13 protein-coding genes and 2 pseudogenes are annotated in these 14,274 nt (G+C 69.1%); 8 read left to right on the forward strand and 7 right to left on the reverse strand.

The genetic code is table 11. The features are described 5' to 3' along the window. Positions 1-13 precede the first annotated feature (13 nt). Positions 14-4,324, forward strand: coding sequence for a hypothetical protein (locus ACFRAR_RS30660; RefSeq protein WP_380702077.1), 4,311 nt, complete (start codon positions 14-16; stop codon positions 4,322-4,324). 126 nt (positions 4,325-4,450) lie between these two features. Here the strand turns inward: ACFRAR_RS30660 and ACFRAR_RS30665 are convergent, their stop codons facing one another. After that, positions 4,451-5,251 carry an SDR family NAD(P)-dependent oxidoreductase gene (locus ACFRAR_RS30665; protein ID WP_380702079.1) on the reverse strand — a complete coding sequence of 267 codons (801 nt, stop codon included), beginning with the start codon at positions 5,249-5,251 and terminating at the stop codon, positions 4,451-4,453. A 92-nt stretch (positions 5,252-5,343) separates the two neighbouring features. On the opposite strand from ACFRAR_RS30665, the gene ACFRAR_RS30670 reads away from it, so the two are divergent. Together ACFRAR_RS30670 and ACFRAR_RS30675 are read left to right on the forward strand one after the other, a co-directional pair. Next, positions 5,344-5,931 (forward strand): TetR family transcriptional regulator, encoded by a 588-nt coding sequence (locus ACFRAR_RS30670; protein WP_380702081.1) that lies wholly within the window; start codon positions 5,344-5,346, stop codon positions 5,929-5,931. A 353-nt stretch (positions 5,932-6,284) separates the two neighbouring features. Next, positions 6,285-6,590: a peptidase inhibitor family I36 protein gene (locus tag ACFRAR_RS30675; RefSeq protein WP_380702099.1), complete on the forward strand. Its 306-nt coding sequence runs from the start codon at positions 6,285-6,287 to the stop codon at positions 6,588-6,590. A gap of 409 nt (positions 6,591-6,999) precedes the next feature. Here the strand turns inward: ACFRAR_RS30675 and ACFRAR_RS30680 are convergent, their stop codons facing one another. Both ACFRAR_RS30680 and ACFRAR_RS30685 read right to left on the reverse strand, forming a co-directional pair. Beyond that, positions 7,000-7,125, reverse strand: coding sequence for a hypothetical protein (locus ACFRAR_RS30680; RefSeq protein ID WP_380702083.1), 126 nt, complete (start codon positions 7,123-7,125; stop codon positions 7,000-7,002). 486 nt (positions 7,126-7,611) lie between these two features. Continuing rightward, positions 7,612-7,848 (reverse strand): hypothetical protein, encoded by a 237-nt coding sequence (locus ACFRAR_RS30685; protein ID WP_380702085.1) that lies wholly within the window; start codon positions 7,846-7,848, stop codon positions 7,612-7,614. A gap of 288 nt (positions 7,849-8,136) precedes the next feature. Here ACFRAR_RS30685 and ACFRAR_RS30690 point away from each other — a divergent pair, with 288 nt between their 5' ends. After that, on the forward strand, positions 8,137-8,346 hold the full coding sequence (locus ACFRAR_RS30690; RefSeq protein WP_380702087.1) for a hypothetical protein: 210 nt from the start codon (positions 8,137-8,139) through the stop codon (positions 8,344-8,346). Between the two features lie 58 nt (positions 8,347-8,404). On the opposite strand, the gene ACFRAR_RS30695 is transcribed toward ACFRAR_RS30690, so the two are convergent. Next, a complete protein-coding gene (locus ACFRAR_RS30695) occupies positions 8,405-8,701 on the reverse strand; it encodes a hypothetical protein (RefSeq protein ID WP_380702089.1) in 297 nt (98 codons plus the stop codon). Positions 8,702-8,906: 205 nt separating this feature from the next. Here ACFRAR_RS30695 and ACFRAR_RS30700 point away from each other — a divergent pair. From ACFRAR_RS30700 to ACFRAR_RS30710, 3 genes and pseudogenes are all read left to right on the forward strand, one after another. Beyond that, positions 8,907-9,200 (forward strand): annotated as a pseudogene (locus ACFRAR_RS30700) (transposase); the annotation flags it as partial. A gap of 150 nt (positions 9,201-9,350) precedes the next feature. After that, complete coding sequence (gene istA / locus ACFRAR_RS30705) at positions 9,351-10,991, forward strand: IS21 family transposase (protein WP_380702101.1); 1,641 nt, start codon at positions 9,351-9,353, stop codon at positions 10,989-10,991. A 5-nt stretch (positions 10,992-10,996) separates the two neighbouring features. Further along, positions 10,997-11,245, forward strand: a pseudogene (locus ACFRAR_RS30710) (ATP-binding protein); the annotation flags it as partial. Positions 11,246-11,331: 86 nt separating this feature from the next. Here ACFRAR_RS30710 and ACFRAR_RS30715 read toward each other — a convergent pair. Next, entirely contained in the window at positions 11,332-11,916 is a 585-nt protein-coding gene (locus ACFRAR_RS30715; protein ID WP_380702091.1) for a hypothetical protein, read from the reverse strand. Between the two features lie 84 nt (positions 11,917-12,000). Beyond that, on the reverse strand, positions 12,001-12,360 hold the full coding sequence (locus ACFRAR_RS30720) for a hypothetical protein (protein WP_380702093.1): 360 nt from the start codon (positions 12,358-12,360) through the stop codon (positions 12,001-12,003). 409 nt (positions 12,361-12,769) lie between these two features. Here ACFRAR_RS30720 and ACFRAR_RS30725 point away from each other — a divergent pair, with 409 nt between their 5' ends. Beyond that, a complete protein-coding gene (locus ACFRAR_RS30725) occupies positions 12,770-13,567 on the forward strand; it encodes an IS5 family transposase (RefSeq protein ID WP_380702095.1) in 798 nt (265 codons plus the stop codon). Here the strand turns inward: ACFRAR_RS30725 and ACFRAR_RS30730 are convergent. Next, positions 13,524-14,069 carry a hypothetical protein gene (locus ACFRAR_RS30730; RefSeq protein WP_380702103.1) on the reverse strand — a complete coding sequence of 182 codons (546 nt, stop codon included), beginning with the start codon at positions 14,067-14,069 and terminating at the stop codon, positions 13,524-13,526. The genes ACFRAR_RS30725 and ACFRAR_RS30730 overlap by 44 nt on opposite strands. Positions 14,070-14,274: the final 205 nt, after the last annotated feature.

Genomic DNA, 14,274 nt, shown 5'->3' on the forward strand with positions numbered 1-14,274 from the left:
AGAGCAGCGGGTGATGACCTGGAACATGGCCCATACGCCGAAGGCCTGGCAGAACGCCTACAACTACGCCCTCAGGTACGACATCGTGGCGTTGCAGGAAATGCCGATGGCCGCGATTTCGGCCGCGAACGTGGTGAACGACGGGGAAATTCTGGTCCCCGGCACCGGCTATCGGATCGAAAGGAAGAGGCTGACTTCCCGGCTGGGCTACCGTTCGGACATCTACCTCACCTATGTCGAGGACAGTCTCCGGCCGCAGATGTACCGTCTCGGATTCATGACGCACCGTCGGCCGGAAAGCGTGGAAATCGTCGAGACGCAATTCGCCAATACGCGACCGGGGCTCGTCATCGTCGACGGCACCGGCGCCGGTGCCATGACCTTCGGTTCCATTCATGCGATCTCCCCCGGCGGGGCCAACGGGAGCGAGTTCGTCAACGCGGTCGCGGGGCGGGCGGGAGCCCTGAGTGCAGGGCGGTGGGCGGTCCTGGGTGACTACAACCGCGAGCCGGGAACGATGGCCGATCTCCCCGCGAACAGCGTGACGCACTCCACCGCCCCCGATGTCCGTACCTTCCGGACCGGCGGGCGGTACGACTACATGGTCGCCTCACAGCTGTTCAGCGACTGGAGCATCGTGGGTCGGGCCGACACCACTCACGACAGCGACCACTATCCGGTGTTCTTCGGCGGCCTTCAGGCCGGAGCCGATCCGGGAGTTCCGTACTGGCTGACAGGTGGGACCTCGGAGAACTCCGCCTCCTGGACGATCGGCGTCGACCAGGCCCGGTTGGAGGACGACAGCATCGGCGAGGACGCCCCGTTCGTCCTGCAGAACATCCGCGCGAAGAACGGGAGCCAGGTCCTGTCGCCGTTCGGAGCGGTCGACATCAGCGGGAAGAAGTACTCACTGCTCCTGCTCGCGAGATCCCTGAAATGTCTCACCATCGCTCCCGACGGCACCGGGAAGATCGTTCACAAGAATTGCCAGACGGGCCAGAAGGAGAGTCAGCTCTGGCGTTTCGACAGTGATTCCGGGCAGTTGGTCAACCCCGAGGGGTTCACGATCGCCCCGGAGAATCAGAAAGTCGGTTCGGGACTTCGCGCGGTGTCTCAGGGTACGACTCCCACCTGGAAGTGGAAGGCGAGGTTGTTCAAGGGTTGCCCGCCGTCGTCGGCCGGCAACGTGACGGTGGCCTCGGCGCTGAACGTTTCCGTCCTGTCCGACGGGCAGACGCCCTTCCCCGGCCCGGAGCCCGATCCCTGCACGGCGGTACCGACGGTGGTGTCGATGGGTGACAGCTACATCTCCGGCGAGGCCGGCCGGTGGGCCGGCAACGCGGACGCCTCCGCCGACGGCTCGGTGTGGGGCACCGACCGCTCCGCCGTGGGCTGCAACGGCGACGAGAGCCGCTGCGGCCACGACCTCACGCGGGTGTACGGCGACACCTCCTACGCCGCCAAGCCCGACGCGGCGTGCGACCGGTCGGACTCCGCCGAGATCAACGGTGTGGCCGTGCCCGGCGCGGAAACTGTCGACCGGGTCAACCTGGCCTGTTCCGGAGCGACCACGGCCAGCGTCCTGACCAGCACGTTCAAGGGAGAGCGCCCGCAGATCGAGCAGCTGCGCGACCTCACCGCCACACGTGGCGTCTCCACCGTGGTGCTGTCGATCGGCGGCAACGACCTCCAGTTCTCCGACATCGTGAAGGAGTGCGTCAAGGCCTACCTCGCCCCGGCCGTGAACAACAACGGCTGCCGGGCCGTCAAGCAGGCCGACTTCGACGCGGCGTTGGGCGCGGTCGAGGAGGACGTGGTCAAGAGCCTGACCGGGATCCGCGACGTCCTGCGCGACTCCGGGCAGTCCGACGACAGCTACCGCATCGTGCTCCAGTCCTACCCGAACCCGCTGCCCAAGAGCTCCGAGTACCGCTATCCGGAGAACTCCCTCAACCCGTTCGAGAAGTACGGGCGTTACACCAAGGGCGGCTGCCCGTTCCTCGACAAGGACAGCGACTGGGCCCGTGACCACGTGATGGCGAACATCACCGCGATGCTGGGCCGGGCCGCCACGCGGGCAGGAGTCTCGTTCCTGGACCTCCAGGAGGCCTTCGCCGGGCACGAACTGTGCTCCACCTCCGCCCGGCAGGCCACCTCGGCCAACAATTCGACCGCGCCCCTGGACGCCGCACAGGCCGAATGGGTCCGCTGGGTCCCCTTCCTGGTCGACACGGACATCCCGTGGACGGGCCAGGGCCACCAGCAGGAGGCGATCCACCCCAACTACTTCGGCCAGCAGGCCCTCTCCGCCTGCCTCACCAAGATCCTCGCCGACCCCGACACCGGACCGGTCACCTCACGCTGCACCGGCAGTGCGGGCTCGTCCCCCGGCGGTCTGGACGACACGAGCCAGGTCCTGGCCAAGGGCAACCGCCGCACCGGTCTGGGCGGTGACCTGCCGGACTGGAGCAAGGCCGGCTACCGGGGCGGGCAACGGCTGCCCGGCCCCGCGGAGCGCTCCAACGACCCGCGTTGCAGGATCACTCCCCAGGTCCTGGCCGAGCGTTACAACGTGAAGCCGGACGACGGCCAGGACGACACCGCCGGCATCCAGAAGGCCATCGACGACATCCGTACCACCTGCACCCCCAACGCCTCGCCCACCAAGCTCTCCTCGATCGAACTGCCCAAGGGCACCCTGGAGGTCAGCAAGCAGCTGTCCGTCGACGCCTCCTACCTCGTCATCCGCGGCCAGGGCACGAAAGCCGACAGCGGTACCAAGATCGTGTTCCGGCCGGACAGCGCGACCCGGTACGACACCCTCTACCAGGGCAGCCGCTGGGACCAGGACACGATGCGCTACGTGTGCCAGGGCACGATCGGCTCCATCACCGGCACCGGCGGCTGGATCTGGCCCGGACGCGGCCTGTTCCGCGTGCAGACCCGCGAGGTGTCGGCCAAGCACCAGCGCATGTGCGGCGACATCTCCGCGATCCCGGAGAACCGCCGGGACCTGTTCGAGGGATCGGTCAACCAGCACTGGGAATCGGGCGTCACCCTCGCCGAGAACACCTCCACCCCCGGATACGCCGCACGGGAGGGCGACAGCACCATCCAGCTCAACGGCGCCGCCGACATGTCCGTCTTCAAGCCGGGCGGCTACCTGTGGGTCGGGGCGGCCAACAGCATGAAGTTCTACCAGAGCCAGCAGATCGACACCGCCGGGCAGCTGGGCAGCCTGGAGGACCTGCACATGCGCCAGCAGGTCTTCACCATCTCCTCCGTCGACAGCACCCGACGCACCGTCACCATCGACAAGCCGCTGGAGTTCGACGTCCCCGTGAACTCCGTCTCCGACGGCTCCGCGCCGATAACCCCGGGGGGTCCCGCCTACCCCAGCAAGGTCACCCCGCTCAAGATGATCACGGACGTCGGGTTCGAGGACTTCACCTTCACCCAGCAGATGGACGGCCTGACCGCCCAGTGCGCCGACCTGACCCCCAAATGCGCCACCCACAACTACGGCAACCTCGCCCCCGACGCCGCCATGCACGGCATCGTCTTCAAATGGGCCGCCAACAGCTGGGTCCGCGGAATCAGGGGCGAGATGACCGGTTCCCACCCCGTCGTCACCGAGGTCGCCAAGAACCTCCAGATCGAGAACAACTACTTCGACGGCGCCTGGAACAAGGGCAAGGGAGGCAACGGATACCTGCGCGGCTCCCGCGTCTGGGACTCCCTCTACGCCTTCAACACCACCCGCAACCTGCGCCACTTCACCTTCCAGTGGTCCTCCTCCGGGAACGTCGCCTTCGCCAACGACTTCGACTCCGACCTCAACCTGCACGGCGGCTGGGAACGCCGCAACCTCTTCGACAACAACACCGTCCACGTCCCCTACAACCACTCCTCCAGCAACTGCAACGCCAACTGCGGCGGTGAAGGAGGCGTCGGCGACAAGGGCACCTGGTGGCCGATCTACTGGAGCGCCGGCAACAAGGCCGTCAAGTGGTCCGGCTCCAGCGGCCCCCAGAACGTCTTCTTCAACAACAGCCTGACCAAACAGACCACCAAGAACGGCCCCTACGCGCTCTACCAGCCCTACTCCACCCGCGGCCGTGCCTACCAGTTCGGCTCCGCCGAGGACTCCCCGCGCTCCTTCAAACACCTCGACTACGGAACCGGCAGCTTGCCGCCCATCGACACCAACCCCATCCAGGACTGGGCCGGCTACGAGAACGGCAGCTTCACCTCAGGACTGGGCGTCAACAACAACTACCAGGACAGCGGGGACTCCCTCTTCCTGAAGTCCTTCCGACGCTGACCGTCACCGGTCCGCAACCGAAGGCCGTGCCGCCGTCCGACCAGGCGGCACGGCCTTCGGCCGCACGGCGGTGAGGCCGCCCGCCCGGTGAACAGGTACCCGCACCGGACGGCCCCCGCGCAGAGCTCAGGCGGCCGGGAGCATGGCGCGCCTGCCGGGCGCGGCGGGGGACTGCGCGGTCATCCCACCGTCGATCACCAGGAGCTGCCCGGTCAGGTAACGCGACTCGTCGGAGGCCAGGAACACCATCGCGTGGCCGATGTCCTCGGGGGAGCCCAGGTACGGCAGGGCGTTGCAGGCCAGGAGCGACTCGACGACCCCGGCAGGCAGGTTGTCCCGCAGGGCGGGCGTCATGACGGCCCCGGGGGCCACCGCGTTGCAGCGCACGCCCCGCGGGCCGTACTGCACGGCGATCGACTTGGTGAGATTGACGACGGCGGCCTTCACGGCGCCGTAGGAGATCTGGACGACGTCGCCGACCAGGCCGGCCACCGAGGCGGTGTTGACGATCGACCCGCCGCCCGCCGAGATGAGGTGCGGCAGCGCGTGCCGGGTGCCGAGCAGGGTGCTGCGCATGTTGAGGGCGACGGCGCGGTCGAACTCGTCGAGGTCGAGCCGGAGCAGGTCGAGGTCCTTGCGGGGGTCGCTGCCGCCCACGTGGTTGCAGAGCACGTCCAGTCCGCCGAACTCACGCACGGCGGCCGCGACGGCGGCGGCCGTCGAGGCGTCGTCGGTGACGTCGACGGTCACCGGCAGGGCACGGCCGCCGGCCTCCTCCACCAGGCGCGCGGTCTCCTCGGCGGCGGCCGGGTGGTGGTCGGCGACCACCACGGCGGCCCCCTCGCGGCTCATCAGAGCGGCCGCGGCGCGGCCGATCCCGCTGCCGGCGCCGGTGATCAGCGCGGTCTTGCCCTTGAGTCGATCCATGGTCCCACTCCTCGTCGAGCTGTTGGTCATCATTGATGACAAGAGTAAGTCATCTATGATGACTTCTTCGGCGAGTGAAGGAGAAACCGGCTGTGAGCGAACCGCCAACCCCCCGGCCACGCCGGTCCTCGGCCCTGACCAGACAGGCCATCCACGACGCGGCACGGGAACTGTTCAACCAGGACGGCTTCGGCGCCGTGGGCATCCGCGCGGTCGCCGCGCGGGCCGGAGTGGACGCCGCACTGGTGATCCGGCACTTCGGATCCAAGGAACGGCTCTTCGTCGAGGCGATGAGCGTCGACCTGCCGGCCGCCAGGATCCTCCAGGGCCCGCTGGACGGCATGGGCCGGACACTGGTCGCTCACGTGGTGGACCTGTCCTCCTCGACCGCGGGCTCGCTGGCCGTCGCCTCCCTCGCCGCCCTGTTCCGGGCCTCCGACCGCGCCGAGGTCCAGCGCAGCCTGCGGACCACGATCGAGCGGGCCTTCGCCGATCCGCTCGCCCCCCGCCTCGCCGGCGCGGACGCCGAACTGCGCGCCCACCTGGTCGCCGCCCAGATCGGCGGACTGCTCACCTCCCTGCACGTGGTGGAGGACGAGGTACTCGTCTCCGCCGACCGGACGGCGCTGGTCGCGCACTACGGCGACGCCGTCCAGCGGCTCATCGACGGCCGACAGTGATCGCGGCGCCGGGACAGCGCCGTGTTGGTGCCGGACGGCCCGTGGGGCCGGATCGAGCCGCTGCCGCCGGTGAGGCAGCAGCGGCTTCGCGGTCCCGGCCGCCTACGGACTGGTCGGCCGAGCGGCAGGCCGCTCGGCCGCGCTGTGGCACACCGGCGACCGGCCGGCCGGCAGCGCCGCGGTCGCGGACCCCGATCAGGCCGCGCAGATCCTCCACCGGCGTACCTGTGGCCAGCCGGGATCATCGGAGCTGACATCGCGGACTGGAGACCTATGGAGGCTTCGTGTCCGTACCCTCTCTGCTCCGCAAAGCTGTCTTCGCCGCTGCCGCGTTGGCCGCGTCTTCGTCAGCCGTGGCAGCACCCCGATCGAAGGCGACCGAACCCTGCTACGTGGAGCACTTCTGTCTGTGGGGACGAGGGCAGTACGAAGGGCCGATGGCGTCCTACACCAAGGGCAGTTGGAATGTGGCCGATCAGGGCCTCGTAGGGGGCGGCTCGTCGGCCTGGAACCGGACCAGCGAGACATGGTGCCCGTGGTACGAGACCGGCTGCGCGGGCGCCATCGCAGAAGTGGTGAAGCCGGGCCGTGAAGTGCCGACGACCTTCCACCCCTACAAGTCGCTTCTACCGAGCAGCGACTTCCGATGTAACCGTTGACTTTCGCTCCTCGGGCATCGCACCAGCTCGAGCACGGTCACCGGTACTGGCTGACCGCTGCTCGCCCTTAGCCGAAAGGGGTGCGGCGCCGACTTCGCGCCGCACCCCTCGTCTGCCCCACCCTGTCCCGGCTGTTTCCATCTGATGTCGAGTTGGGTGAGGCGTTCGGCGTGGGGGGGGGATGGCGTCGCGGCGGCTGCGGCAGTCGGCGATGAACAGGCCGTGACCTCCACCGTGGTGCCGTCGGCCAGCACCAGCGGCTCCTTGTGCTTGCGGGGGACGTTCAGGTGGCCCTCGCGCCGGTACTGAGGGCGACGAGGTCGCGCTGCTCCGTCTCCGCGTGGCTCACCTTCCCGGCCGGCTTCTGCTCGGCGGGCACCGGCTCCAGCCCGAGGACGTGTTCCAGCGCTCACTGCTGGGCCGGGCCGATCCTGTCCCAGCCGACCTGCCGCGCCCACGCCCATCCGGCGAGGTCCTCGCCGAGGCCGACCCGGCGGCGCCCGGCAACCCGGCCGCGGCTCACCGAAACCGACATCACCCTCCACACCGGAGACCAGGGTTCGACCGACCACTTCACGACCCTGGCCCCCACCACCGCCAGCGACCGCCTCGCCCAACTCGGCGTCGCCAGCCGCCTGGTGAACCACGGCAACGGCTCGACCCGGTCGCCCGGCCGTGACGGTGGCCACAACTACGGCCGCTGGGCACCCGCCCCCGCCGGCCACGTCCCCCGCCTCACAGCCTCGTTCGCCCGGCCGGGCCGACCCCCCCGCCGGACCCGCCTCCGCGTGGCGGGTCCGGATCGGCACCGCGGACACGGCATCACCGGACAGGACCGGGCGAAGAGCGCCGGCCGACCGGGCGGGCCGTGTGCGACACCCGGCCCGCCCGGCCACGAACCCCGCCCTCCGGCCTCCACGGCCGGCACACCCGGATCGTCCTTCTCCGGCCCCGACCGGCGACGGTCCGACGACCGCGACCCGGGCCGCCACCGGGCATGCCGCGGTGACTCAGGGGTGGCTCAGCGAAGGACCACGGAGAGCCGCGCCGGCCCGGTCTCGGTAGTGGTGTCACAGAAGTAGACGACGGCCTGCTGGCTGCTCACATACGCCCGGCCGGCCGCATCGCAGGCGGCAGCGGTCGGATAGACGCCGACGTAGGTGAAGGTGGCCGCCTGGGCACCCGGGGCCACGGCCAGAGCGCCGCCGCTCACCACAGCGGCCACGGCAACGGCGGAGAACGCCTTGCGAAACGACATGAGTTTCCCCTCTCAACGACGAGCGCCGGGCGCTGCGCCCCTGCGCCTCGCTGAGGAGCATCCTCCGAATGTGAAGACGCGGCAATGGTCGAGACCAATTCCGACCGGAAAGCAATGGGCCGTCCCGGCAACGGGGCACTTCAAGGTGCCTGCCTGCCGGATCGGCGATCACCTTCCGGACAGATCTTGCACTGTCCGGAACCTGACAGTCCGTTGAACCACCCGGCTGGCCCGGAGACCGCCCGCCCGTCCGGGCCGGTGGCCTTGCCGCCGGAGGGAGCCCCGGCCGTGCCCGCCTCGTCGCTGCCTTCGAGCATCGAGGACGCGTACCGGTGGCTGGGTGAGGTCATTCCCGCCACTCGGGTCGCGCTCGACGACGGAGCGGTGGGCGGGGCGGAGGGGATCGTGCTGCGCGATGCCGGCCGCCGGGTCATCGCGAAGGCGCGTTTTCAGGACTACGAGCGGACTCTCAACCGGCGTTCTGCCAATCGGCGTTGACCTGAGCTTGCCGTTTGACGTGCACGAGTCACGGGTCGACATCGTTGGGGCGTGCGGCCTACGCGCTGAGGAGCTCCAAGACAGCTTCGGCGGCTGCCGCTGGGTCCCTTGCGTCGATGGATGAGTACTCGTCGTCCACGGTGAACGGTGGTTGGCCTCCCGGTCGGCATTCCAGCCTGAGCGGGTCGGGATTGGTCGCGATGCGGATGAAGAACTCGTCCCAGTCCGCGTCCTCCTCCTCGACCGTCACCTTGTGCTCGATCACCAGATCGGGAACCCGATCACGGACGATCCGAAAGATCTCGTCCAGTGGACCTCCGGTGGCATGCTCGGTTGTCCAGGGGGTGGTGTTCATGATGTCGATCATCCCAGCGGTAGTGACACAGGACCATGCCCCAGGCGGGTCGGGACTTCAGTGTTGTCACCCACACGGGGGTTCGCCGGACGCAAGGGCGGCCTTCGCATGATCCTGAACTCAGCTACGAGGAACAGGGTTCGACGCGGAGGCCGCATTGCCGAGCTTGCCTCACCAGGACGCCCGCCAGGACGCGTTCGCGTGACTGTCACGCTTTCGGGGCGAGTTCTATGACTGCCTCACCAGCCGGGGTGACTCGCTGTTCGAGCTGGCGGACGCGCTGCTGTGCACGGACGGACCGGTCAAGACCCGGGTGGACCTGTCGCTGGCACCCGAGCATCGGCGCGGGCACGGTTCCCTCTACGCCGCGCTGAACAACGGTGACGTCGACGTGGACCGGCTGCGTCGGCTGCTGGCCGAACTTCCACTGCCCCGGGCGGCTGACGGCCGTCTGGTCCTGGCGGTGGACGTAAGCCCCTGGCTGCGGCCGGACGTGGCTTTAACCACGAGTTGTGACGTCAGTTGTTCACGAGTTTGGGAGGCACCCCGAACCACGGACGGGTGATGTTCACGAGTTCTGACGTCACCGGGGGACTTGCCAGGCCAGCATCGGGAGTGCTCCTGGTGAAAGGCCCTGGTCATGCCGAAGATGTCGAAGGTCGAGCTGTACGCCGCGATCCGGCGTGACCACCGGGACGGCATGAAGCTGCGGGAGATCGAGCGCAAGTACAACATGTCGTGGCGGACGATCAGGAAGGCCGTGGACTCGGTCTGGCCGGAGCCGCGGAAGAAGCTCCCGCCCCGGACGACCGCGATGGACCCGTACAAGGCTGTGGTCGACGGGATCCTGCGGGCGGACCTGGACGCGCCGCGCAAGCAGCGGCACACCACGACCCGGATCTTCCACCGCCTGGTCGAGGAACACGGCGCCGACGTCTCCCACCCGCAGGTCCGCCGCTACGTCGCAGACCGCAAGCCGCAGATCCTGGTGGAGTCTGGCAAGGCCCCGCTGGAGGCGTTCGTCCCGCAGACGCACCAGCCCGGGATGGAAGCTGAGGTCGACTTCGGCGACGTGACGGTGAAGCTGGCCGGCGAGCTGGTGACCTGCTACCTGTTCTCCTTCCGGCTGTCCTACTCGGGCAAGGCCGTCCACCGCATCTTCGCGTCCTGCGGGCAGGAGGCGTTCTTCGAGGGCCATGTTCACGCGCTGCGGACGCTGGGCGGCGTCCCGCGGAGCAAGGTCCGCTACGACAATCTGAAGGCCGCCGTCGCCCAGGTGCTGGGGCTGAGCCGGGCCCGGGTGGAGGCCGACCGGTGGATCGCCTTCAGGTCGCACTTCGGCATCGAGAGCTTCTACTGCCGGCCTGGCATCGAGGGCGCCCATGAGAAGGGTGGGGTCGAGGGCCAGATCGGCTACTTCCGGCGCAACCACTTCGTCCCGGTGCCGGAGGTCGAGTCGCTGGCGGAGCTGAACGAGATGGCCGAGCAGTGGGATCGACACGATGGGCGCCGCCGGATCGGGTCCGGGGCCCGGACGGTCGACGAGTACTCCGAGGACGAGCGGGCGCGGCTGCTGCCGCTGCCGGAGGACCAGTTCGAGACCGGTCGGGTGTTCACCCCGCGGGTCGACCGCTATGGCCGGATCTCGGTCCGCACCAACCGCTACTCGGTGCCGGTCCGCCTGATCGGCAAGCGCGTCCGGGTCCTGTTGCACGCCTCCCACCTGGTGGTCTACGGCAGGAACGTCGAGGTCGCCGGGCACGAGCGGCTGATTGCCAAAGGTGCCTGCCGACTGGAGCTGGACCACTATCTGGAGGCCCTGGTCCGCAAGCCGGGCGCCTTCCCCGGCGCAACCGCCCTCGACCAGGCCCGCTCCGCGGGGAAGTTCACCCCGGTCCACGACGCCTGGTGGGCCGCTGCGGTCCGGGCCCACGGCGACGGGGAGGGCACCCGGGCGCTGATCGACGTGTTGCTGCTGGGGCGCCACCTCGCGCACGAGCACATCGTCGCCGGGCTGGCCACCGCGCTGCGGGCCGGGGCACTGACCGCGGACGCGGTCGCCCTGGAGGCCCGCAAGGCCGCCCAGACCGAGGACGAGCCCGTCGTCGCAGTTCCGGCGCCGAGGCCGGCTGCCGGTCCGGGGGCCGGAACGGTGACGTTCCTGCACGAGTGGAAGCTCAACCACCTTCCGCCGGACACCAGGCCGCTGCCCTCGGTGACCCACTACGACCAGTTGCTCCGACACCGTCGCGCTAGCGGCGGTGACCTGCGAGAGGGAGAAGCGCCATGACCGCCATGCTGCCCCGCCAGCGGAACCTGACCGAGCAGGCCGCCACCACGGCCATCGACACGGCCTGCAGGCTGCTGCGGTTGCCGTCGATCCGCAACGAGTTCGCCGACATCGCCGACCGGGCGGTCAAAGACCAGATGACCTACCGCGGTTTCCTCGCCGAGCTGCTGATGGCCGAGTGCGACGACCGGGGTCGACGCCGGTCGGAGCGGCGGATCAAGGCCGCCGGGTTCCCCCGCGACAAGTCGCTCCAGTTATCTGGGGTCGGTGGCAGCGGCGACCGCATTTGTGCAGGTTGTAGCGTTCCCGATGGCGTCCGCAACGTGGACGGCGCTCTGGTTCAGGCGTCGAGGCTGGGCCTTGTCCAGAGCGTGATGTCGCTGCTGGTGGCAACGACGAGCGTGCGTCCGGAGGGGGAGAACCCGGCGGCTCGCAGTTCGGAGTAGTGGGCGTGGAAGATGTGCCACCACTTCTCACCGGCGGGGCCGCGGCAGAGTCCGCCATCGGCCGAGAGGAGGACGCGGTGGTGCGGCCAATCCGGGCTGACGACCTCAACGGTCCATCCGTCTTCGGTGGTGGAGTGGAGGCCGCCGCCGAACAGGCCGGCGATCCGGACCTCGGTGCCGGCGAGCGGTCCGAGTCCAGGGCAGGACAAGTCGGGGCCAGTTGGTGCGCTGTGATCCAAGTCGGGGTCGTGGTCGCGGGCGAGTCGCTGGCCCGTGGAGGCGTCGAAGATGCCGTGACCGCTGCTGGAGACGACCATCAGGAGGTCGTTTCCGCTGTCGGGGTCGACCCCGAAACCGACTCCGAGTAGCCCGCTGATGGGCGTTCGCCGCGCGGAGACGGGCTGCCAGGAGTGTGGTGCTGGGATGACGGGGGCAGCGAGGAAACGATCCCTCAGCTGCTGCTGGTATTCGGAGAGCATCGTGTCCTCAGGATGATGTTCCAGGCTCGGCCAGGGCAGGCTACTGGTGGTTCAGAATCAGCTCGTCGTGGACCGGGGCTGCGGTCATTCGTCGATGCGTTGAAGGATGTGCGTGAAGTCGCCGGTCTCGACCAGGCCGACGAGGACCTGGGTCATCTTGCTGATGCCGGCGTCGCGGACGATGAGGCCGTCCGAGCACGAGAAGTAGGCGCCGCCGAGGGCCTCCCCAGTCGCCGCCCACCGCTTCATGATGGTCTCCACCTGAGCGAGGGTGATGACGGTCGCACTCCACCGGGTTCCATCGTTGAGGTCCACGAAGACGTCGATGTTGTCCACCGATTCCAAGTCCTCGCCGGCATTCGGCAGGAACGCCGCCTCGAAGTGCTCCGTGCAGACCCTGAACCAGGGCCCGTCCCATCTGCCCGCGTGTGTGTTGTGGCTCACCGGGCGAGTGTGCCGGGCTGATCCTCCGGCCTCAACTGCATTGTTCTGGCACGCTGCGTGGCTGCGTAGGTCAGAGCTGAGAGCGTTTGTCGGTCGGTTTGGAGAGCGATCGTCAGCCTGTGGGACTGCGGTGTCGGTGAGTGGCTGTTGTCGTTCCGATCTTGAGGGGTGCTGGTCGAACGGGATTCTCGATCGGGTGAGTATGACGGCCGCCGCGCATGAAAGCAGGGCCTCTTGGTAGCTCGAAGGGTGTCTACGCCAAAGAGCAGTCCAGGAGGCCCTGTTGTCGCAGTTCTACGGCATCGCGGGAGCGGGGTCCACTTCGGTCACTCTCGCGTGTGACTGCCTGGCACACCGGTTCGGGAACGCCACCGACCACGGGGTCCGTGTGCGCCGCTACCCGACGGACATGTCGGATGCGGAGTGGGCGGTGGCGCGGCCGCTGCTGCCGGTGCCGGGCTGGCTGTGGGGCCGGGGCGGGCAGCCGGAGGCGTACTGCCACCGCGCAATACTGGATGCGATCCGCTACCTGGTCGACAACGGAACGAAGTGGCGGGCCGTGCCGGCCGACTTCCCGCCCTGGGACCGGGTCTACGCGTTCTTCCGCCGCTGGCGCGACCACGGCCTGGTGAAGGAGTTCCACGACCGGCTCCGCCGCACGGTCCGCGAGCAGGCCGGGCGGGATGCGGAGCCGAGCGCCGGCGTGATCGACTCCCAGTCCGTCAAGGCGGACGCCGTCGTCGGCGCCGACAGCCGGGGCTTCGACGGCGGCAAGCTGGTCAACGGCCGCAAACGGCACGCCGTGGTCGACACCCTCGGCCTGCTGCTGGCAGTGCTGGTGACCTCGGCGGACATCGGCGACCGCGCCGTCGCGCGGGTCCTGCTCGCCCGGGTCGCCGCCGCGCATCACCGGCTGGCGCTGGTCTGGGCCGACGGAGGCTACACCGGAAGCCTCGTCCAGCACGGCCTCGCCGTCCTCGCCCTGGTCCTGGTCCTGGCCATCGTCAAGCGCAGTGACGACATGCGCGGCTTCGTCGTGCTCCCCAAACGCTGGATCGTGGAGCGGTTCTTCGCGCACCTGATGCGAAGCCGCCGCCTCGTGCGGGACTTCGAGCGGTCCACCGGCAGCGCGGAGGCGATGGTCTACTGGTCGATGACGCAGCTCATGACCCGGCGCCTTGCCCGGTCACGCTCTTCGCGAGCGTGAACCGGCCCGGCGCCGGCTCGGCCAGCCACCCGCGCGCTGTCAGCCGCTTCGCCTTCGACCGCAACGCCTCGATCTTCGCGGGCACCGGGTCCAGGCCGAAGCAGCCGGCCATCTCCTGGCAGGTCAGCGGACCTTGACCGAGCCGGTTGCGGTCCGCGAGAGCCCGCACGATGCGCTGGTAGTCCGCCGACAATGCCGACCAGGCCAGACCCGCACGCCACATCGGCACCACCGAACTCGGCTTCGCCGCCTCCGAAGACGCGGGCAGCGCCGGCGGTTCACCACGATCCGACGGCTCCTCGGCGGCATCCGGCTCGGTGGCGTCTCCTTCGCCCCGGGACAACACCTCGCCGACGCGTGAACGAGCGATCACCCACTCGCTCCACTCCCGCTCGGCCACGACCAGCTCGGCCTGGATACGGTCCGCCTCCTCCCGCAGCGCGTCCACACGCCGGCGAGCGGTCAGCTCACGCTCTTCCAGCAGCCCAACGACCGACGGCATCCCGACCTCCACCAGAGCGACGACATGACACGCCACCACTCCCCGAGACCGCCGCCCCTATGCCTGAACAGCGGAAACGCAGCTCTCAAGCCCGGAAAGACAACAGCCACTCAGCTTGTTGTTTTACCTCCGGTGATCAACTCGAGGTTGTTCGAGCTGGTCACCCACATGGGGATCTGCCAGACAAGGCGACGACCTCCGTCTC

It is taken from the genome of Kitasatospora sp. NPDC056651, assembly GCF_042792155.1.
Taxonomy (GTDB): Bacteria; Actinomycetota; Actinomycetes; order Streptomycetales; family Streptomycetaceae; genus Kitasatospora.